Origin of the sequence: Edwardsiella sp. EA181011 (assembly GCF_000800725.1) — a bacterium.
Lineage (GTDB): Bacteria > Pseudomonadota > Gammaproteobacteria > Enterobacterales > Enterobacteriaceae > Edwardsiella > Edwardsiella anguillarum.
On sequence record NZ_CP011364.1, the window covers coordinates 3,306,044 to 3,324,804 of the forward strand.

Annotated in this window: 16 protein-coding genes; 7 read left to right on the forward strand and 9 right to left on the reverse strand. The window is 61.6% G+C overall.

Translation table 11 applies throughout. From position 1 onward, the window contains the following. Positions 1-7 precede the first annotated feature (7 nt). The 6 genes from napB to napF are packed head-to-tail and all read right to left on the reverse strand — an operon-like array spanning position 8 to position 5,348. Positions 8-460: a nitrate reductase cytochrome c-type subunit gene (napB, locus tag QY76_RS14650; RefSeq protein WP_015870596.1), complete on the reverse strand. Its 453-nt coding sequence runs from the start codon at positions 458-460 to the stop codon at positions 8-10. After that, positions 457-1,323, reverse strand: coding sequence for a quinol dehydrogenase ferredoxin subunit NapH (napH, locus tag QY76_RS14655; RefSeq protein ID WP_034163539.1), 867 nt, complete (start codon positions 1,321-1,323; stop codon positions 457-459). Before napH ends, napB begins: the two co-directional genes overlap by 4 nt. After that, positions 1,323-2,075, reverse strand: a complete 753-nt coding sequence (gene napG, locus QY76_RS14660; RefSeq protein ID WP_034163540.1) for a ferredoxin-type protein NapG — start codon at positions 2,073-2,075, stop codon at positions 1,323-1,325. Before napG ends, napH begins: the two co-directional genes overlap by 1 nt. Before the next feature lie 11 nt (positions 2,076-2,086). Next, positions 2,087-4,576 (reverse strand): nitrate reductase catalytic subunit NapA, encoded by a 2,490-nt coding sequence (napA, locus tag QY76_RS14665; protein ID WP_049648892.1) that lies wholly within the window; start codon positions 4,574-4,576, stop codon positions 2,087-2,089. Further along, positions 4,573-4,839 (reverse strand): chaperone NapD, encoded by a 267-nt coding sequence (napD, locus tag QY76_RS14670; protein WP_012847979.1) that lies wholly within the window; start codon positions 4,837-4,839, stop codon positions 4,573-4,575. The genes napA and napD overlap by 4 nt, the downstream gene beginning before the upstream one ends. Continuing rightward, on the reverse strand, positions 4,839-5,348 hold the full coding sequence (gene napF / locus QY76_RS14675; protein WP_034163799.1) for a ferredoxin-type protein NapF: 510 nt from the start codon (positions 5,346-5,348) through the stop codon (positions 4,839-4,841). The genes napD and napF overlap by 1 nt, the downstream gene beginning before the upstream one ends. 320 nt (positions 5,349-5,668) lie before the next feature. On the opposite strand from napF, the gene narQ reads away from it, so the two are divergent. Both narQ and narP read left to right on the forward strand, forming a co-directional pair. Next, complete coding sequence (gene narQ / locus QY76_RS14680; RefSeq protein ID WP_034163542.1) at positions 5,669-7,369, forward strand: nitrate/nitrite two-component system sensor histidine kinase NarQ; 1,701 nt, start codon at positions 5,669-5,671, stop codon at positions 7,367-7,369. Between the two features lie 55 nt (positions 7,370-7,424). Further along, positions 7,425-8,072: a nitrate/nitrite response regulator protein NarP gene (gene narP / locus QY76_RS14685; protein WP_034163543.1), complete on the forward strand. Its 648-nt coding sequence runs from the start codon at positions 7,425-7,427 to the stop codon at positions 8,070-8,072. Between the two features lie 82 nt (positions 8,073-8,154). Here narP and QY76_RS14690 read toward each other — a convergent pair whose 3' ends face one another. Continuing rightward, entirely contained in the window at positions 8,155-8,463 is a 309-nt protein-coding gene (locus QY76_RS14690) for a helix-turn-helix domain-containing protein (RefSeq protein ID WP_034163544.1), read from the reverse strand. A gap of 338 nt (positions 8,464-8,801) precedes the next feature. Here QY76_RS14690 and acrD point away from each other — a divergent pair, with 338 nt between their 5' ends. Then, positions 8,802-11,906, forward strand: coding sequence for a multidrug efflux RND transporter permease AcrD (gene acrD / locus QY76_RS14695; RefSeq protein ID WP_045424965.1), 3,105 nt, complete (start codon positions 8,802-8,804; stop codon positions 11,904-11,906). Positions 11,907-12,175: 269 nt separating this feature from the next. Here the strand turns inward: acrD and QY76_RS14700 are convergent, their stop codons facing one another. Next, positions 12,176-15,433 (reverse strand): autotransporter outer membrane beta-barrel domain-containing protein, encoded by a 3,258-nt coding sequence (locus QY76_RS14700; protein WP_158409701.1) that lies wholly within the window; start codon positions 15,431-15,433, stop codon positions 12,176-12,178. A 139-nt stretch (positions 15,434-15,572) separates the two neighbouring features. On the opposite strand from QY76_RS14700, the gene QY76_RS14705 reads away from it, so the two are divergent. From QY76_RS14705 to QY76_RS14720, 4 genes are read left to right on the forward strand one after another with little or no spacing between them, the layout of a single operon-like run. After that, positions 15,573-15,956, forward strand: coding sequence for an ArsC family reductase (locus QY76_RS14705; RefSeq protein WP_034163800.1), 384 nt, complete (start codon positions 15,573-15,575; stop codon positions 15,954-15,956). Next, the gene (gene dapE / locus QY76_RS14710) at positions 15,953-17,086 is read left to right on the forward strand and encodes a succinyl-diaminopimelate desuccinylase (RefSeq protein ID WP_045424775.1); all 1,134 of its coding nucleotides are present in this window, start codon (positions 15,953-15,955) and stop codon (positions 17,084-17,086) included. The genes QY76_RS14705 and dapE overlap by 4 nt, the downstream gene beginning before the upstream one ends. Next, positions 17,083-17,760 (forward strand): M15 family metallopeptidase, encoded by a 678-nt coding sequence (locus tag QY76_RS14715; RefSeq protein ID WP_045424772.1) that lies wholly within the window; start codon positions 17,083-17,085, stop codon positions 17,758-17,760. Before dapE ends, QY76_RS14715 begins: the two co-directional genes overlap by 4 nt. Then, a complete protein-coding gene (locus QY76_RS14720; RefSeq protein WP_034163550.1) occupies positions 17,757-17,972 on the forward strand; it encodes a YpfN family protein in 216 nt (71 codons plus the stop codon). The genes QY76_RS14715 and QY76_RS14720 overlap by 4 nt, the downstream gene beginning before the upstream one ends. Positions 17,973-17,985: 13 nt before the next feature. On the opposite strand, the gene ypfH is transcribed toward QY76_RS14720, so the two are convergent. Beyond that, the gene (ypfH, locus tag QY76_RS14725; RefSeq protein ID WP_045424770.1) at positions 17,986-18,672 is read right to left on the reverse strand and encodes an esterase; all 687 of its coding nucleotides are present in this window, start codon (positions 18,670-18,672) and stop codon (positions 17,986-17,988) included. Positions 18,673-18,761 lie beyond the last annotated feature (89 nt).

Consider the following 18,761-nt stretch of genomic DNA (forward strand, 5'->3'; position numbering starts at 1 on the left):
GCCCCTTTTACTGACCAAAGCCGCTAGACGGGGTAAAGGTATTCCCGACGATCGGCGGCGCATCGGTCTGCGGTACGTGGCACTGCAGGCAGAAGTAGCGGTTGGGCGCCACCTGTCCCAGCATCTTGCCGCTGGCGTCGATAAAGTGGGTCGGACTGACGCGCATCGCCCCGGTGGTGCGGTAATTCTCCACCCCGTGGCACTGCAGGCAGCGGTTGGTATTTTTGGTGATCTGGTAGCCGTCCACGCTGTGCGGGATCATCGGCGGCTGGTTAACATAGTTTAGCGCCATGCGCTCCTGCTGCTTTGGCATCCTGATCTGCCCTTCGGCCGTACCGGACACCTCCGGTGACTGCGCCAGATTAACGGCATCGTCGGCGGCCGAAGCCGCGCCGCACAACGCCAATGATAATAACAGTGCCCCCAGGGAGAACCGCTTCTTCAGGACATTGCTCTTCATTGTTTATCTCCCGAACGATGAAATCGTGTCTTAAATTCAAATACCTGCTCAGCACATACGTCCATGCAGCGCCCGCAGCTGATGCACGCCTTGCTCAGTACCAGCGGGCTGTGATTGTGATTGAGAACCGGTTCACGCAGTACCTGAGGCTCAGGACAGACGTGGAAGCAGTCCATGCAGCGGGTGCAGCGATCGCGCCGCACCGCACCGACGCGCAGCAGACTCTTGCTGCCGATGGCGCCATACAGGGCTCCCAGCGGACAGAGATGGCCGCACCAGCCGTGTTCGGTCACCAGCAGATCGAACAGAAAGATCGCTAGGATCAGCCAAAGACCGCCGCCGACGCCGAAGATCAGGCTGCGCCCCAGCAGCGCCACCGGGTTAAGCCACTCCCACAGCAGCGTTCCGCTCACCGCGCTGCCGGCCAAAATCGCCAGCAAAATACCGTAGCGCAGCGAACGCGACAGCGTGGCCGACTGACGGATCCCCAGGCGACGGCGCAGCCAGGCCGCCAGATCGGTCACCGGATTCAGCGGACAGACCCAGCCGCAGAACGCCCGGCTGGCGATCAGGGCATATAGCCCCAGCACCAGCAGCGCCCCCAGCAGCGCCGTCAGCGCAGGCCAGTGGCCGGCCAGCAGGCTCTCCAGCATCATCAGCGGATCGGTCATCGGCAGCGTATCCAGAAAGCGACTGGCGCTGTAGTTGCCCTTCAGTATCCACACCCCGAACAGCGGGCCGCTGAGAAACATCAGCAGCACGCCCAGCTGACAGCCGCGCCGCAGCAGCAGCCAACGGTGACTGCGCCACCAGCCAAGGCGCACGCGCGCCTCTTTGCCCGCCTGGGCTACCGGGTTGGCCATCATTCACCTCCCTGCGGCAGACGGATCGGCAGCTGCGTGTCCGAGGGCACCAGCGAATGACCCGCCTTCTGTTTCTCTACCCAGCCAAGGCGGTAGTGATGCCCCAGCTCGCCGCGCGCCAACGCCAGCGGCAGCACTTTGATCGCCGCCTCCTCCAGCACGCAGGCCTGTTCACACTTACCGCAGCCGGTACAGTGGTCGCTGTGCACGGTGGGTAAGAACTTGGCGTGTTTACCGGTGCGCTCGTTGCGATGCAGCTCCAGGGTGATGGCGCTGTCGATCGCCGGGCAGACGCGGTAACACACGTCGCAGCGCAGCCCCTGCCAGTTAAGGCAGTTTTCATGATCGAGCAGCACCGCTAGCCCCATCCGCGCGTCATCGATGTGAGTCAGCGCCGGGTCGAGCGCGCCGCTCGGGCAAGCCGCCACGCAGGGAATGTCGTCGCACATCTCGCACGGCGTCTGACGGGCAATAAAATAGGGGGTCCCCGCCGACGAAGGCGACAGCAGCGTCGCCAGCTTCAGCGTGTCGTATGGACAGGCCTGTACGCACTGCCCGCAGCGAATGCAGGCCGCCTCAAAGCGCCCATCGGCCAACGCGCCGGGCGGGCGCAGCGCCAACCCGTCCCGTGCCTGGGACTGCTTTTGCTGTAGCCCCAGCAGCAGGGCCACGGCCGCCAGTCCGCCCGCACCGCGCACGGCATCGCGCAAGAAGCGCCGCCGAGCCGGTCCCTTATCCCGTTGCTCCGTCATCTGCGCCGTCCTTACACCTTCTCAATCTTCACTGCGCACTTCTTGAAATCGGTCTCTTTCGACAGCGGATCGGTAGCGTCCAGCGTCAGCACGTTAACCAGCTGGGCGGCATCGAAGAACGGCATGTAGACCAACCCCTGCGGTACGCGGTTACGGCCGCGGGTCTCGACAATGGACACCAGCTCACCGCGGCGCGACACCACTTTCACCTTGTCGCCGCGGCGCAGACCGCGCGCCTTGGCATCCAGCGGATGGATAAACAGCACCGCCTCCGGGAAGGCGCGATGCAGCTCAGGTACCCGGCGGGTCATCGAGCCGGTGTGCCAGTGCTCCAGGACGCGGCCGGTAGACAGCCACAGATCGTACTCCTGATCCGGGCTTTCGGCGGGCGGCTCGTAGGGCAGCGCAAAGATCACCGCCTTGCCGTCCGGCTTGCCGTAGAAGCGCACCTCTTCCCCGCCCTTGACGAACGGATCATAGCCTTCGCGGTAGCGCCACAGCGTCTCTTTGCCATCGACCACCGGCCAGCGGATACCGCGCGCCTTGTGATAGGCATCGAACGGCGCCAGATCGTGGCCGTGGCCGCGGCCAAAGCCGGCGTACTCCTCAAACAGCCCCTTCTGCACGTAGAAGCCGCAGGCGCGCGCCTCATCGTTCAGGCGGTCGGCCGGCACCTCATCCAGCGGATACTTGTCGACGTTGCCGTTGACATACAGCACCTCATACAGCGTCTTGCCCTTCAGCGCCGGCATCTTCGCCAGCAGCGCCGCCGGCCAGACCTCATCAACGGTGAAGCGCTTGGAGAACTCCATCATCTGCCACAGATCTGACTTGGCCTCGCCCGGCGCCTTCACCTGCTGATGCCAGAACTGAGTGCGGCGCTCGGCGTTGCCGTAGGCCCCCTCTTTCTCCACCCACATGGCGGTCGGCAGGATCAGGTCGGCGGAGAGCGCGCTCACCGTCGGGTACGGATCGGACACCACAATAAAGTTACGCGGATCGCGCCAGCCCGGCATACGATCCGCATTGATGTTCGGACCGGCCTGCATGTTGTTGTTACACATCACCCAATAGGCATTGAGCTTGCCGTCCTTCAGGGCGCGATCCTGAGCGACGGCGTGCAGCCCCACCTTGTCCGGAATGGTTCCGGCCGGGATCTTCCAGCGGGTTTCGGCAATCTGACGATGCTTCTCGTTGGTCACCACCATATCCGCCGGCAGGCGGTGGGAAAAGGTGCCAACCTCACGCGCGGTGCCGCAGGCCGACGGCTGGCCGGTCAGGGAGAAGGGACCGCAGCCCGGCGTGGAGATCTTGCCGGTCAGCAGGTGAATGTTGTAGCACAGGTTATTGGCCCATACCCCGCGGGTATGCTGGTTAAAGCCCATGGTCCAGTAGGAGACCACCTTGATGTTCGGATCGGCATACAGCTTGGCCAGCGCCAGCAGCTGATCCTGCGGCACGCCGGTCATCTTAGCGGTTTTTTCCAGGGTATAGTCGGCCACAAAGGCTTTGTAGTCCTCGAAGCTCATCGGCTCAGAGGCATCGCTGCCCGGGTTCTTCGCTGCCTTCTCCAGCGGATCGGTCGGACGCAGACCGTAACCGATATCGGTCGCCCCTTTGCGAATATTGACGTGCTTATCCATAAACGCCTGATCAACGGCGTTATTCTGGATAATATAGTTGGCGATATAGTTCAGGATGACCAGATCGGACTGCGGGGTGAAGATAATCGGGTTGTCCGCCAGCTCGAAGCTGCGGTGCTCGAAGGTGGACAGCACCGCGACCTGCACCTTATCGTTGCTCAGACGGCGGTTGGTGATGCGTGACCACAGGATCGGGTGCATCTCCGCCATGTTGGAGCCCCACAGCACAAAGGCGTCGGCCTGCTCGATGTCATCATAACAGCCCATCGGCTCATCCATACCGAAGGTACGCATAAAGCCGACCACCGCGGAGGCCATGCAGTGACGGGCGTTGGGATCGATGTTGTTGGAGCGGAAGCCGGCCTTGAACAGCTTGGCGGCGGCATAGCCCTCCCAGACCGTCCACTGCCCGGAGCCAAACATCCCGACGGCGCCCGGCCCCTTCTCCTTCAGCGCGCCCTTAAACTTGGCAGCCATCACATCAAACGCCTGATCCCAGCTGACCGGCGTAAACTCGCCCTCTTTGTCATACTGGCCCGCCTTCATCCGCAGCAGCGGCTGGGTCAGACGATCCTTACCGTACATAATCTTGGGCAAAAAGTAGCCCTTGATGCAGTTCAGCCCGCGGTTAACCGGTGTATCCGGGTCCCCCTGAGAGGCCACGACGCGGCCATTCTGGGTGCCGACCAGCACCCCACAGCCGGTGCCACAGAAGCGGCACGGCGCCTTATCCCACGTGATATTATCCGATCCGCCGTCCGTTACCGCGCGTGCCACGGTCGGAATGGTCAGCCCCGCTGCGGCGGCAGCGGCAGCGACGGCGTTGGCTTTCATGAAGTCTCGACGACTGAGTTTCATGGCGTATCCTCACCTTGCTCATCCTGCTGGTGATAAACCAGCGACACCGCCAGCACGCCTGCCACATTGCGCACTGACTCAATTCGATCCAGCAGCCTGCCTGAATCCTCGCTCTGCATGACAACCACAAGCTTGCCCTGCTGCGGCTCGCTGGCCGCGACTTCGGTCTCTTCCATCGCGGACAGCGCCTGCGCCACCGCCTCGACGGACTGCGGGCGGGCCTGAACCACCAGCCCGCAGACGTGCCATATCTCACTGCTCATTACGCTTCCTTAACCTCTATGGGACAGGCTTGCTCCGCCATCTGAATTGCGTTCACCGGGCAGGCCGCAACGCAGGCGCCGCAGCCGCTACAGCATTCGGAGATCAGTTGGATGGCGGCCACGCCGCCCGGCCGTGGAATAAAGGCGATCGCCCGCGGTTCGCAGCCGTCCTGACAGCTGCGACACTCGGTGCCGCGTCGGGACAGACAGTGCTCCGCGATCTCGGCCCGCAGCTGCCAGGGAGTCTGCTCGGCGTCGAGAAACAGCGCCTCGGGACAGGCATCGGCGCACCGCCGGCAAAAGGTGCATTCCGCGCGGGAAAAATCGAGGGAGGGAAAGCCGCCCTGGCCGATGACCAGCACTCCGCTTTCACACTGGGCAATACAGGCATGGCAACGGCTGCAGCCGGCGATAAAGGCCGACCCGTTCACAGACCACGGCGGGCGCACCTGCGCGGCGGCATGATGCCAGTGACCACGCAGCAAATGGCGTCGGGACAGGGTAGTCATCGCGCGCTCCTGTGACATTGCTCATCCATCGGGTAAAAAGTGACCTCGCGGGCCAAAAAGCGCTTAACGGTTTATCGCGCTTAATTTATCTGTTAATAAAGGCATCGCGTTTATGGGGCTTATGCTATTGAGTATCCGGTTTCCATCGCAGCTGATAATTCCTCTTTTGGGTTAAATGGGGGGAATAATTGCGCAGGATCAAACCTTTCTGGCCGCTTTCACGCATTGTGTCCACTCTCCCGGCGTTATTCGCTATTTACTTAAATATACAGCGCATGGCCGCACGTCACCGTCGCCGTGCACCGATGAGGAAAACAGCCGTGTTGGTAAAACGCTCCGTGACCAATACCCTGGCGCGCGCCCTGATCGCCATGGTGATCCTCTCCGTTCTGTCGACCGGGATCGCCCTGCTGACGGTCGCCAGCAGCATCAACGATGCCGAGGCGGTCAATATTGCCGGCTCGCTGCGTATGCAGAGCTATCGTCTGGCCTACGATCTCACTAGCCAGCCCCAGGATATCGCCCGTCACCTGCAGGAGTACGGCCAGTCGCTGCACGCCCCGGCGCTGCAAAAGCTCACCCGCTTTTATGTGCCGGCGTCGGTGCGCGACGAATATACCCAGCTGCTGGATACCTGGCAGGAGCTGGACATTCAGCTGCGCCAGGGGCATAGCCAAGCCTTTCTGCACGGCGTCGCCCACTATGTCGATCAGATCGACCATTTCGTACTGGTGCTGCAGCATTATGCCGAACAGAAGATGGAGCAGGTGGTGCTGATAAGCCTGGTCGGGCTGCTGGCGCTGATAGGGCTGGTCTGGTTCTCCATCCGCACCATCCGCCGCGAGGTGGTCGCGCCGCTCAACAAGCTGGTCTCCGCCAGCATCCGCATGCAAAACGGCCACTTCGCCCCGCTGCAGCTGGACGTCAATCTGCCCAATGAGATGGGGGTGCTCTCCAAGGCCTTCGTGCGCATGTCCGGTGAGCTGGAGAAGCTGTACCGCTCCCTTGAAGAGAAAGTGCAGGAGAAGACCGAGAGCCTGACTCAGGCCAACCGCACCCTGGGGGTGCTGTTTGAGGCTTCGCAAGCGCTGACCGTCAGCCAGATAACCCAGCCCAGCTTTGAACAGGTGCTGAACATCGTGCGCAGCAGTGAGGCGCTCGACTTCCTACAGCTGGAGGTGATCGACAGCGGCCAGGGGCGCTGGCTGCTCGCCAGCGGCTCCACGGATGAACGCGAGCCGACCCGGGAGCTGCCCCTGATGCTAGACGGGCAGCCGCTCGGTGCGCTGCGCTGGCCCGCACGGCAGTCTCCGCAGATGCAGCTGATGCAGAACGTCGCCAACATGCTCAGCCGCGGGGTCTACTTCAATCGGGCGCAAAAGCAGCAGCTGCAGCTGCTGCTGATGGAGGAGCGGGCCACCATCGCCCGCGAGCTGCACGACTCCCTGGCCCAGGCGCTGGCTTTCCTGCGTATCCAGATAACCCTGCTGCGGCGGGCAACCGACGCCGACAACCACCCGGCGCAGGCGATTATCCGCGACTTCGATCAGGCGCTCAACGACGCCTATCGCCAGCTGCGCGAACTGCTGGCCACCTTCAGGCTGACCATCGAAGAGGCCGATCTGCGCGAAGCGTTGCAACAGCTACTGGCGCCGCTAAAATTACAGACCGACGCGCGGATTACGCTACACTGTGCGCTCTCCTCTCAGTCACTGAACGCACAGCAGCAGGTTCACGTGCTGCAAATCGTCCGCGAAGCGACGCTCAACGCGATCAAGCACGCCCAGGCGCAGCAGATTACCCTGAGCTGCTGCTGCCGTGACGACGGCGCCAACGTGATCAGCGTCACCGACGATGGCATTGGCCTGCCCAGCGCCGAGGAGCCGCCCGGTCACTATGGCCTGACCATCATGGCCGAGCGTGCCGCCCGTCTTGGGGGAGAACTGCACATCACCCCGGGCCCCGGCGGCGGAACCCGGGTAACCTTGATCTTTCGTCCCCCTACCGGCGACGGGATCTGATTTATAATAATAAACTACGGGCGGGCAATGACCGCCCCTCTTCAGGGAGCTCGTTATGGAACATCCAACATCAACTACCGCCCCTTTCCGCGTCATGATCGTCGACGATCACCCGCTGATGCGCCGCGGAGTTCGTCAGCTGTTGGAGCTGGACAGCGTTTTCAGCGTGGTCGCCGAAGCCAGCAACGGCAGCGAAGCCATTGCCCTGGCCGAACGCAGCCAGCCGGATCTGATCCTGCTGGATCTCAACATGAAGGGATTGTCGGGGCTGGATACGCTAAAGGCCCTGCGCAATGAGGGTATCGACGCCCGCATTATCATTCTGACCGTCTCCGACGCCCGCAGCGACGTGTATGCTCTGGTCGACGCCGGCGCCGACGGCTATCTGCTGAAGGACAGCGAGCCCGAGGCGCTGCTGGCCCAGATCCGCCAGGCGGCGGAGGGGCGCTCGGTGTTCAGCGAGTCGGTGATCGCCTACCTTAGCACCCGCAGCGAAATCGCCGATCCGCTGGCCGACCTGACCGAGCGCGAGCTGGATGTCCTGCAGGAGGTGGCCCGCGGCATGTCCAACAAACAGATCGCCGCGCAGCTGCATATTTCGGAGGAGACCGTCAAGGTGCACATCCGCAACCTGCTGCGCAAGCTCAACGTGCGCTCCCGCGTGGCCGCCACGGTGTTGTACCTGGAGTACAAAAACAGCTGATAGCGGGAATAGGGCCGCCCCGAGGAAATACCGGCCCGCCGCCTGCGTGACGGCAGCGCCCGTTTGGCATGCTATCGCGCCCTTAGGGGCGCGCAGGTTCGCCCTGTACCGGCTGATCCAGGCATGCCAACAGCCCGTCGACATGCTGCGCGATCCACCCGGCATCAAGGGGCCCCCAGTCCGTCAGGGAATAGTAACCATCGTTATGACGCACGCCCTGCTCAACGAAACGCAGGGTGACCCCCAGCCCCGGTAGCGCCTTGAGCACATCCTGCAGCGTACGCCGCGGCCAGCCGGTCAGCTGCATCAGACGCGGTACATTGGGTTTCTCTTCGTGGGTCAGCAGCCAGCACAGATACAGCCGACGGGCAAATACCGGATTGATCTCCATCTCTTCTCCTTCAGACGCCCGGTGCGCGACACCCCTCGCACGGCGCGATGACGTTGGTGATCCCCGCGCGGACTCAGCTCGCGCAGAGGAGAATTCCAGTATTGCACAACTTTTCACCCCGCCCCGGGCAAATATGGGCCGGACGGCGCGGCACAGCGCGTTTTTTGCACAACTGAAGGACAGACATGTTCCAACGCACGATTTTTTACGTTTTTTCCATTTTTTCTCCACTTTTTTTCGGCGGCGCAGGATACAGTGCAGCATCATTCTATGCGGTTCAGGCGCCTCACGGCCTGCCGCCGCGCGTCACCTCGCATCAGATAAACCAGGGTTACTGTATGGCTAAATTTTTCATCGATCGCCCCATTTTTGCCTGGGTCATCGCCATCATTTTTAGCCTGGCGGGGCTGCTGGCCATCCACCAGCTTCCCATCGAGCAGTACCCGAATCTGGCGCCGCCGACGGTGCGCATCAGCGCCACCTATCCCGGGGCATCGGCCCAAACCCTGGAAAATACCGTTACCCAGGTCATCGAACAGAACATGACCGGTCTGGATGGACTGATGTACATGTCCTCCCAGAGCAGCAGCAGCGGCAGCGCCTCCATTACGCTGACCTTTCAGTCCGGCACCGATCCCAATGAGGCGATGCAGCAGGTCCAGAATCAGCTCAGCGCCGCCACCCGTAAACTGCCGCAGGAGGTTCAGCTGCAGGGGATACGCGTCAGCAAATCCGGCGACAGCAGCCTGATGACGGTCGCCTTCGTCTCCACCGACGGCAGCATGGATCGCCAGGATATCGCCGACTATGTGGCCAGTAACCTGCAGGATCCGCTCAGCCGAATCGACGGCGTCGGCAGCGTCGATGCGTTTGGCTCCCAATACGCCATGCGCATCTGGCTCGATCCCACGAAGCTCAACCAGTTCCGCCTGACCACCCAGGACGTCGTCAGCGCGATCAAAAGCCAGAACAGTCAGATCGCCGTCGGCCAGATCGGCGCCTCCCCGTCGGTTCCCGGCCAGGCGCTCAACGCAACCCTGATGGCGCAGTCCCAGCTCCAGACGCCAGCGCAGTTCCGCGCAATAACGCTGCGGGTGAACAGCGACGGCTCTCTGGTGACGCTGGGCGACGTGGCCCAGGTCGAGCTGGGCGCCGAAAAGTATGACTACCTGTCGCGCTTCAACGGCAAACCGGCCTCGGGAATGAGCATTAAGCTGGCCTCCGGCGCCAATGAGCTGGCCACCGATGCGCGGGTCAAGGCCAAGCTGGCGCAGCTGGAACCCTATTTTCCCCACGGCCTGAAGGTGGAGTACGCCTACGAAACCACCCCGTTCGTCCAGGCGGCGATCCAGGATGTGGTCAAAACCCTGTTTGAGGCTATCGCCCTGGTGTTTCTGGTGATGTACCTGTTCCTGCAGAACCTGCGCGCGACCCTGATCCCGACCATCGCCGTGCCGGTGGTGCTGCTGGGAACCTTTGCCGTGCTGTTTGCCATGGGATACAGCATCAACACCCTGACCATGTTCGCCATGGTGCTGGCCATCGGGCTCTTAGTCGACGATGCCATCGTGGTGGTGGAAAACGTCGAGCGCCTGATGAGCGAAGAGGGGCTCTCGCCGCGGGAGGCGACGCGAAAATCGATGGATCAGATCCAGGGAGCGCTGGTGGGGATAGCCCTGGTGCTGTCGGCAGTCTTCGTGCCGATGGCCTTCTTCGGCGGCACCACCGGCGCGATTTATCGCCAGTTTTCCATCACCATCGTCTCCGCCATGATCTTCTCGGTGCTGGTGGCGCTGATCCTGACTCCCGCCCTGTGCGCCACCCTGCTGCGGCCGGTCAGCAAGACGCAGCTGCACGCCAAAAAAGGCTTCTTCGGCTGGTTTAACCGCACCTTTGAACGCAGCGCCCTGCGCTATGAGAACGGCGTGGGCCGGGTGGTACGCAACGGCGGACGCAGCATGCTGCTCTATCTTTTGATCCTCGGCGGGCTGGGCACCCTGTACCTGCATCTGCCCACCTCCTTTCTACCTCAGGAGGATCGCGGGGTCTTCATGACCCAGATCCAGCTGCCGGTCGGTGCTACGCAGCAGGAGACTCTGAAGGTGGTGGAAAAGGTCGAAAGCTACCTGCTGGTCGACGAGGGCAAAGACGTGCAGTCGGTCTTCTCCATCGTCGGCGCCGGCCCGGGTGGCAACGGCCAGAACGTCGCGCGCATGTTCGTGCGTCTCAAGCCCTGGGATCAGCGCACCGGCGAGGGCGACAGCGCCGCCGCCATCATTGAGCGCGCCAGTCGGGCCTTCGCCAACATTCGCGAGGCGCGGGTCTTTGCCAGCAGCCCGCCGGCCATCTCCGGACTCGGCAGCTCCGCCGGCTTCGATCTGGAGCTGGAGGATCACGCCGGTCTCGGCCACGATGCGCTGATGCAGGCCCGCGATCGGCTGCTGGCCGCCGCGGCCAGGCAGCCAGAGCTGACCCGAGTGCGCCATAACGGGATGGACGACAGTCCGCAGCTGCAGGTCGATATCGATCAGCGCAAGGCGCAGGCGCTCGGCGTGAGCATCGACGATATCAACGACACGCTGAAAACCGCCTGGGGCTCGACCTACGTCAACGACTTTCTCAACCGGGGGCGGGTGAAGAAAGTCTACGTGCAGGGCGAGGCCGCCTATCGCATGCTGCCGAACGACATCAACAAATGGTATGTCCGTAATAACCAGGGCAATATGGTGCCTTTCTCCGCCTTCTCCAGCACCCGCTGGGACTACGGCTCACCGCGCCTGGAGCGCTATAACGGCGAGGCGGCGGTCGAAATCGTCGGCGAGGCGGCGCAGGGGATCAGCACCGGCCGCGCCATGGAAATAATGGAGCAGCTGGTCAGCGAGCTGCCCAGCGGATTTGGCTTGGAGTGGACCGGCATGTCCTATCAGGAGCGCCTGTCCGGCGCCCAGGCGCCGGCGCTGTACGCCCTCTCCCTGCTGGTGGTGTTCCTGTGCCTGGCGGCGCTGTATGAAAGCTGGTCGATCCCCTTCTCGGTCATGCTAGTGGTGCCGCTCGGCGTACTGGGCGCCGTCTGCGCCACCTGGCTGCGCGGGCTAGAAAACGATGTCTATTTCCAGGTGGGGCTGCTGACCATCATCGGCCTGTCGGCGAAAAACGCCATTCTGATCGTCGAATTCGCCAACGAACTCAACCGCAGCGGCAAAGATCTGCTGGAGGCGTGTCGCCTGCGTCTGCGCCCGATCCTGATGACCTCGCTGGCCTTCATCTTCGGCGTACTGCCGCTGACCCTCAGCCACGGCGCGGGCTCCGGCGGCCAGCACGCGGTCGGTACCGGAGTGCTGGGCGGCATGATCGCCGCGACCCTGCTGTCGATCTACTTTGTTCCGCTGTTCTTTATCTTGGTACGTCGCCGCTTTCCCGGAAAAGCCAAACGGTATAATTAACGGCGGATAACGCCAGAAACGACACCGGCAGCGCCCCGTCAGGGGCGTTGCCGGCCTATTGTTGCCGTTCTTGCTGATTCAAAATAAACTCAATAAATGACTTCCAGGTATCCAATTCTTTATCAATCATCGTAATATCAGTTCTATGTTGTCGAATTTATATTCGGCCTCATGATAACGCGTCCTTTACCGACGGTGAAGATTTATGCGGATAAATTTTATCCCTGCCGGCAAAATGCCGGACTGGGATAGCGATTACAGGACAATGTTCAGAAGCGATACGCTATCTGCAGCGATGCCGTACCGTCACGGTAACGCTGCTCTCCCACCTGTCCATTCAACTGGGCCGAAAAGCCCAGATCTCCGTCAATATGCCCACGGATACCCACACTGACCTGTAGTGTATTGCTCACCGTTCCCTGCTCAACCGTGGCGTTGTCCATCATCAGCGCAAAGGCGGGTTGATGCTGATAACCCAGCTCAGCAAACGGCGTCAACGTATTGCCCGAGGCCATATCAATTTGCCAGGCAGCGCGGATACCCGCCCGGGCATACATGCCGCCGTTACTATCGTCCCGAATCCGGGTACCCGCCGCCTCCGTGACATCCTTTCCTTTCACCCCCATATGGGCCAGCTGAATTTGGGGCGTCAGCGCGAGCGTATGTGTGACATTGATGGCATAACGCCAGGCGTACCCGCCTTCAATGGATGCCAGAAAACCCCGGCTATTATAGCGTTGCGCACTTAACTGCTCTCCCTGTACCCGGTTATCGCCCCAGACATACTGCAACGCCCCATTGAAATAAAGCCCCTGCAACCCCAACGGATCGCGGCTGTAGGCGACGTATACTCCCGCGGTATAGCTATCCAAACTGGCCACAGCCTGCCGTTGGCTTAGGCGGTTGCGGCTCATACTGTGCGACGTTCCATAGCCGCCCATCACCCCCAACCGGTAATCACCGTGATCGTCTTGCCACTGAGTAACCTCTCCGCCCAACTGCACAGCATAACGGTACCCCCGGGTATCTAACTGGCCGCTGCTATCGCGGTAATAGCGATATCCCCCATTCTGGCGTAGCCACATGCTGGAGGCCGCGCTCCGGGCTGCGTGCGGATAAACCATCTCCTGCCAGCGAGGAAGAAACAGGGTATTAGCCGCCGCCAGATTAGCCAGATATCCCTGGCTTTCCGGGCGAACTAACGTACTATGTCCATCCTCTGCCAGATTAGTCAGCCAATAGCGACGTCTCCCCTGGCCCAGTCCATCATCTGCCTGCTCAGCCAGACGGTAATCATAAGCTGCAGCCACGGTCCGCTGCGCTAATGCAAACGTTGCCTGACTCTCCCCGGCCAGCGAAATAAGCGCGATAGCATCCGCCTGCTGCCCCAACCCTTCACTACTGGTAATAGCAACACGTATATTGCCACTGCTGGGTCCGTTCAGCGTAAGGCTATCGCTGCGGAGATCAGCGCCAGGTGCATTTACCCCAAATCCCAGCAGACCATCATCACTCAGGTAATCACCGTCGACGATCAGCTGATTTCCAGCTGTAGCGGCACTCAGCCACAGGTTTCCAGCATGATTCAGCGACGCCAGATGAAAATTGTCAGGCGTGGAGGTGGCAAGCACCAGTGTGCTACGACGTGCAAGGCCAACTTTAGGTTGTCTCCCCATCGCTTCCCCGTCATCCACCAGTAACACAGCATCTCCGGTCACACGTACGTTGCCAATCATACGGTGATCGTCAAGACAATAGCGGCTCACCGCCGCGCCAATATGGGCATCATTGCGCCATGCGCAGGAGAGTGGCGTCTGTTTGATGACCTCCGGCAGCTGCGCTAACAGCGGTAGCGGCTCCCCCTGCACGTCGGCCAGATTGCCCAGGTACATATCATTACGGTGGTTGTTGCGCGTTAATAAAAACAGCGGGGACTGTGGCGTGTAGTTAGCCGCCTCAGGCCCCCAGATTAATGCGAGCCGCCCATCACCTGCCAGGCGTAGCGCAGGGCCAGTATAGCGTAACGTATGGGCCACCAGCGCGTGGTCTGAGGCAGACACATAGTCACTCGCGACAACGCGTTGCCCATTCATCGGCGTGCCATCGATAGCAAAATAGGCATCATTGATACGGTAGGTAGAATCCATGGGATTAAACGCCAGCTGCATAATGCCACTGTAGGGATCGCTGGCGTCGTCCGCCAGGGAAAACCATTTTGCAAAAGGGCGCGATACAACAATATAGTCCACCTGCCCACGGCTCCAGGCTCCCCAGCCGCGGCGGGCATTATCATCCATAACCGACGGCCAGGTCGCACTGCCGTCATTCAGGGTATGAGGCGCAAACGGCTCCCGTTCTTCGTCGTGTATAAACAGCTGGTAGCGCTGGCGCAAAAGATTCATAGTGCGCGGCAGATTGCCATCCACGGGATAGTTTTCAGCTCGGAACAGTGCGGCGATCCACGCCCCCTCAACGTCATTCAACGCTTGCCCGCGATCAATCAGTGCGTTCAACAGCTTCCTGCTTTGGGCATATTGCTCAAGCAACGTGCGGTAAAACTGGGCGGGCGATGAATCCGGGTTCTGTATATAGCGGTTAAACAGCTGCACCTGCGCATCCACGCTGAACAGCCCGCGCTCCGCATATTCGCCGGCATTAAAGTCACCAGCCAGCACAATCGGCAACGGTGTTGCATGCGCAACTGCATTGAGCAGTTGAACCTGATTGAGGCGAAAAGAGGAATCATCCTGAGAACTGAGGTGTGGGCTGCCGAACAACAATGGCGTATCCACCACGCCATGCTCCAGCACCGCATAGGGCAGGTTCATCATGACATTGGCCAAAGGCACCTGATGCGTACGCAGCGCTGACAGCACATTCACCAGATTAACCAGCGACCGCGGCTTGTCCAACAGTTGCCCCAGCGCCTCGGATAGAGGAACGCCATTCTGGATAACCGACGCCAGTAAGGTACGCACGCCATCATCCAATGTTATTCCATTAAGCGCACTGATGACCTGCTGTTGCAAATCAATATCGTAGTACAACGTCCCATCGGCCAGCATCAGGTTGCCAAAACGGGCGGGCAACGGCGTTTGTACCGCACTATCGCCCAATGCGCTAAAGTGCCCAAGCCCCGCCTGCTCCAGCAGGCGCTGATAGCGCCGCCCACGGTTATCCAGACTTTGTAAGGTTTCAACCTCCTGAAACCCCATCAGATCATAATTGGCATTAATAAAAAAAGGCAACGTGATAGCCGGCTCATCTAAGCGATTAAAATAGGTGTTATAGGTCAGTATCCGCAGCACGTTATCCTGCCGCGCGTCCGCTGGCGGCAGAGAGAGTAGCCCCAATGTCATCAATAATGTCAGCAAAGAGAAGTTATGCATGAGATGTCCCCGATAAAATAGAAGTACGGGGAACATAGCGGCGCCATGTGACGATAAAAGCAGCGATTCATTATAATATGATGAAAATATTGTGTTTATTTTTATGGAGTTGATGTTTTTATCACTGAAATCAATCATTGCATAACCCCCTTCTGGGGACAGCATTTTCTCCTCGGCCAAACGGCAGCTACGCTAGCCAGGCGCTGCACGCTAAGGGTAGATCCCACGGCGGATTTACCGCATTATGGAAGCTCCCGATAACAAAGGTAATAGCGTCATGACTACTCTGTCGTCCTCTCCGATGCCGGTGATCTATGGCATCAAAAACTGCGATACGGTTAAGAAGGCCCGCAGGTGGCTGGATGAACGGCAGATCCCCTATCGCTTTCACGACTACCGCAGCGATGGCCTGGATGAGGCGCGGCTGAACGGATTTATCGAGCAGCTCGGCGTCGGCGCGCTGCTGAATACCCGCGGTACCACCTGGCGCGGCCTGGATGAGGCCACCCGCGCCGAAGCCGCTCAGCCAGAGGCGGCGGCGCGGCTGATGCTCGCCTCTCCGGTGCTGATCAAGCGTCCGCTGCTGCAGTGGGGAGAGCAGCTGCTGCTCGGGTTCACCCCAGAGCGCTACGCGCAGTTTTTCGCCGAGGAGGCACAATGAGCGTCTGTCCGGTTCTCACGCTGGCGCAGCAGCTGATCCGCTGCCCGTCCATCAGCCCTAACGACGCCGGATGCCAGGATATCCTGCTGGCCCGCCTGCGCGCGCTGGACTTCCATATTGAAGCGATGCCGCACGGCGATACCCGCAATCTGTGGGCCTGGCGCGGCGGTGATGGCCCGGTGTTGGCCTTTGCCGGCCATACCGACGTCGTACCGCCCGGCGATGAGCGCCAGTGGCGCCATCCCCCGTTTACCCCGACGCTGCAGGACGGCATGCTGTACGGCCGCGGCGCGGCGGATATGAAGGGATCGCTGGCCGCCATGGTGGTCGCCGCCGAACGCTTTGTCTCCGCCAGGCCGGATCACCGCGGTCGGCTGGCCTTTTTAATCACCTCCGATGAGGAGGCCAGCGCGGTCAACGGCACCGTCCGCGTCGTCGAGACCCTGATGGCGCGCGGCGAACGCCTTGACTACTGCCTGGTGGGTGAGCCCTCCAGCGAGCAGCGTCTGGGCGACGTGGTCAAAAACGGCCGCCGCGGCTCCATCACCGCCGATCTGACCGTGCACGGCACTCAGGGGCACGTCGCCTATCCTCACCTGGCCGACAATCCGGTGCACCGCGCCGCGCCGATGCTGGCGGAGCTGGTGGCTATCGCGTGGGATAGCGGCAACGACTTCTTCCCGCCGACCAGCCTGCAAATTGCCAATATCGCCGCTGGTACCGGCAGCAATAATGTGATCCCCGGCGATATGTATGTACAGTTCAATCTGCGCTTCAGCACCGAGTCAAGCGTTGAGTCGATCCAGCAACGCGTCGCGGCGCTGCTGGATCGCCACGGCCTGCGCTATACCCTTAACTGGTCTCTCTCCGGCCTGCCATTCCTGACGCCGGGCGGCGAGCTGGTCGACGCGGTGGTCAACGCCGTCGCCTACTACGGTGGCCAAACCCCGCGCCTGCTGACCACCGGCGGCACATCCGACGGGCGTTTCATTGCCCGCATGGGCGCCCAGGTGGTCGAGCTGGGGCCGCTTAACGCCACCATACATAAAGTCAACGAATGCGTCAGCGCGGCCGACCTACAGAGCCTCAGTCGCATGTACCAACGGATTATGGAGCAACTCATCGCATGATCACCCCGGCGATGCTGACCGGTCTGAGCACCGATCACCTGGAGTCCATCGGCGGCAACCACCGCCTGCAGCCGCGGACCGCCGACGCGTTTCGCGCCATGCAGCGGCGTGCGCTCGCCGATGGGCTGAACCTGCAGCCCGCCAGCAGCTTTCGCGACTTTGCGCGTCAGCAGGCCATCTGGAATGACAAGTTCAACGGAAAGCGTCCGCTGCTGGACGCCGACAGTCAGCCGCTGCAGGTGGCCGACCTAACGCCGGGTGAACGCTGTCAGGCCATCCTGCGCTGGTCCGCCCTGCCCGGCGCCAGCCGGCACCACTGGGGCAGCGATCTCGATGTCTACGATCCGGATCTGCTGCCCGCGGATACCCGACTCCAGCTGGAGCCATGGGAGTATCAGCCCGCGGGCTGCCAGTTCCCCCTTACCCGCTGGCTGGATACGCACATGGCGGCGTTCGGCTTTTACCGCCCGTTCGGCGGCGGGCAGGAGGGCGTCGGCGCCGAACCCTGGCATCTGAGCTACCGTCCGCTGGCCCAGCAGGCCGAATCCCTGCTGACGCCGGCGGTGCTGCGGGAGGCCTGGCAGGATCGCGACATCGCCGGACGCGACTGGCTGGAGCCCCATCTGGAGGCGATTTTTTCCCGTTATATCCGTACCCAGGAGAGCAAGGAATGAGCTGGCTGGCTGACTATTGGTGGGTGATCCTGCTGATCCTGATCGGCATGATCTGGAACGGGATCAAGGCGCTGATGCGCGTCAATCCCAAACGCTATCTGGACGATCGCCCGCCGCTGCCGCCGCACCGCGACAACAATGCGCAGTGGGACGACGATGACTGGCCCCGGCAGGAGAAGGACAAAGGCCAGGACAAGGCGCCGCGCAAGTAGCGCCCCTCCCCCCTCAGCGGTAGGCGACGATCTCGCCGCGTTTGCCGCTGAGCGCCTCATCCCAATAACGCTGTGGAATATAGGCGCGCATCCGCTCCAGCGCCGCCTCCATCAGGGCCGCGTTGATCGCATGTCCCACCGGCTCAATATCCAGCGTGACATCGGTGCCGGTGCTGCGCAGCCGGCGCTCGGCCGCCTGCGCGTGCGTCAGATCGATCCGAAGATCCTCGCTGCCGTGCAGCAGATGCACCACCGTATCGCCCAGCTTATGCTGCGGCAGGGTAGCAAAGCGCCCGCTGAATGCGATCACCCGACCCGCTAGATCCGGCTCGCTGCGCACCGCCTCCAGCGCCATCGTCGCCCCCTGAGAGAAGCCCACCAGCGCCGTCGCGGCATAGCCGACGCCGCTGACCTGCTGCCAGTAGCGCACCAGCGCGATCAGCCACGGCAACGCGGCGGCAATACGCGCCGGACGATTCTCGTCATCCTCTCCCTCTTGCGCATACCACTGCAGCCCTGCGCCATCCGGCGACGGCTCAGGCGACCCGACGCTGACCACCAGCGCTTGGGGGAACGCCTGGGCGAAATACGTCCCGATCTGCCCCATGGCGACCGGGTTATCGCCTACGGCGTGAAACAGCAGAATCAGCTGCTGCGCCACCCCCACCGGCTGTTGCACAACGTGATGATGATGTTCCATACGCGGCTCCTAATCACTCATGCGGACTCTCTTGTTACCTACTATACGCCTGCCGCGACAGGAGAAAAACCACGCTGCCCGCGAGCCCC

Bases quoted from the DNA above. Each gene is read 5' to 3' on its own strand.
- napB (WP_015870596.1), bottom strand. From the start codon at position 460: ATGAAGAGCAATGTCCTGAAGAAGCGGTTCTCCCTGGGGGCACTGTTA.
- napH (WP_034163539.1), bottom strand. From the start codon at position 1,323: ATGGCCAACCCGGTAGCCCAGGCGGGCAAAGAGGCGCGCGTGCGCCTT.
- napG (WP_034163540.1), bottom strand. From the start codon at position 2,075: ATGACGGAGCAACGGGATAAGGGACCGGCTCGGCGGCGCTTCTTGCGC.
- napA (WP_049648892.1), bottom strand. From the start codon at position 4,576: ATGAAACTCAGTCGTCGAGACTTCATGAAAGCCAACGCCGTCGCTGCC.
- napD (WP_012847979.1), bottom strand. From the start codon at position 4,839: ATGAGCAGTGAGATATGGCACGTCTGCGGGCTGGTGGTTCAGGCCCGC.
- napF (WP_034163799.1), bottom strand. From the start codon at position 5,348: ATGACTACCCTGTCCCGACGCCATTTGCTGCGTGGTCACTGGCATCAT.
- narP (WP_034163543.1), top strand. From the start codon at position 7,425: ATGGAACATCCAACATCAACTACCGCCCCTTTCCGCGTCATGATCGTC.
- QY76_RS14690 (WP_034163544.1), bottom strand. From the start codon at position 8,463: ATGGAGATCAATCCGGTATTTGCCCGTCGGCTGTATCTGTGCTGGCTG.
- acrD (WP_045424965.1), top strand. From the start codon at position 8,802: ATGGCTAAATTTTTCATCGATCGCCCCATTTTTGCCTGGGTCATCGCC.
- QY76_RS14700 (WP_158409701.1), bottom strand. From the start codon at position 15,433: ATGATTGATTTCAGTGATAAAAACATCAACTCCATAAAAATAAACACA.
- QY76_RS14705 (WP_034163800.1), top strand. From the start codon at position 15,573: ATGACTACTCTGTCGTCCTCTCCGATGCCGGTGATCTATGGCATCAAA.
- dapE (WP_045424775.1), top strand. From the start codon at position 15,953: ATGAGCGTCTGTCCGGTTCTCACGCTGGCGCAGCAGCTGATCCGCTGC.
- QY76_RS14715 (WP_045424772.1), top strand. From the start codon at position 17,083: ATGATCACCCCGGCGATGCTGACCGGTCTGAGCACCGATCACCTGGAG.
- QY76_RS14720 (WP_034163550.1), top strand. From the start codon at position 17,757: ATGAGCTGGCTGGCTGACTATTGGTGGGTGATCCTGCTGATCCTGATC.
- ypfH (WP_045424770.1), bottom strand. From the start codon at position 18,672: ATGGAACATCATCATCACGTTGTGCAACAGCCGGTGGGGGTGGCGCAG.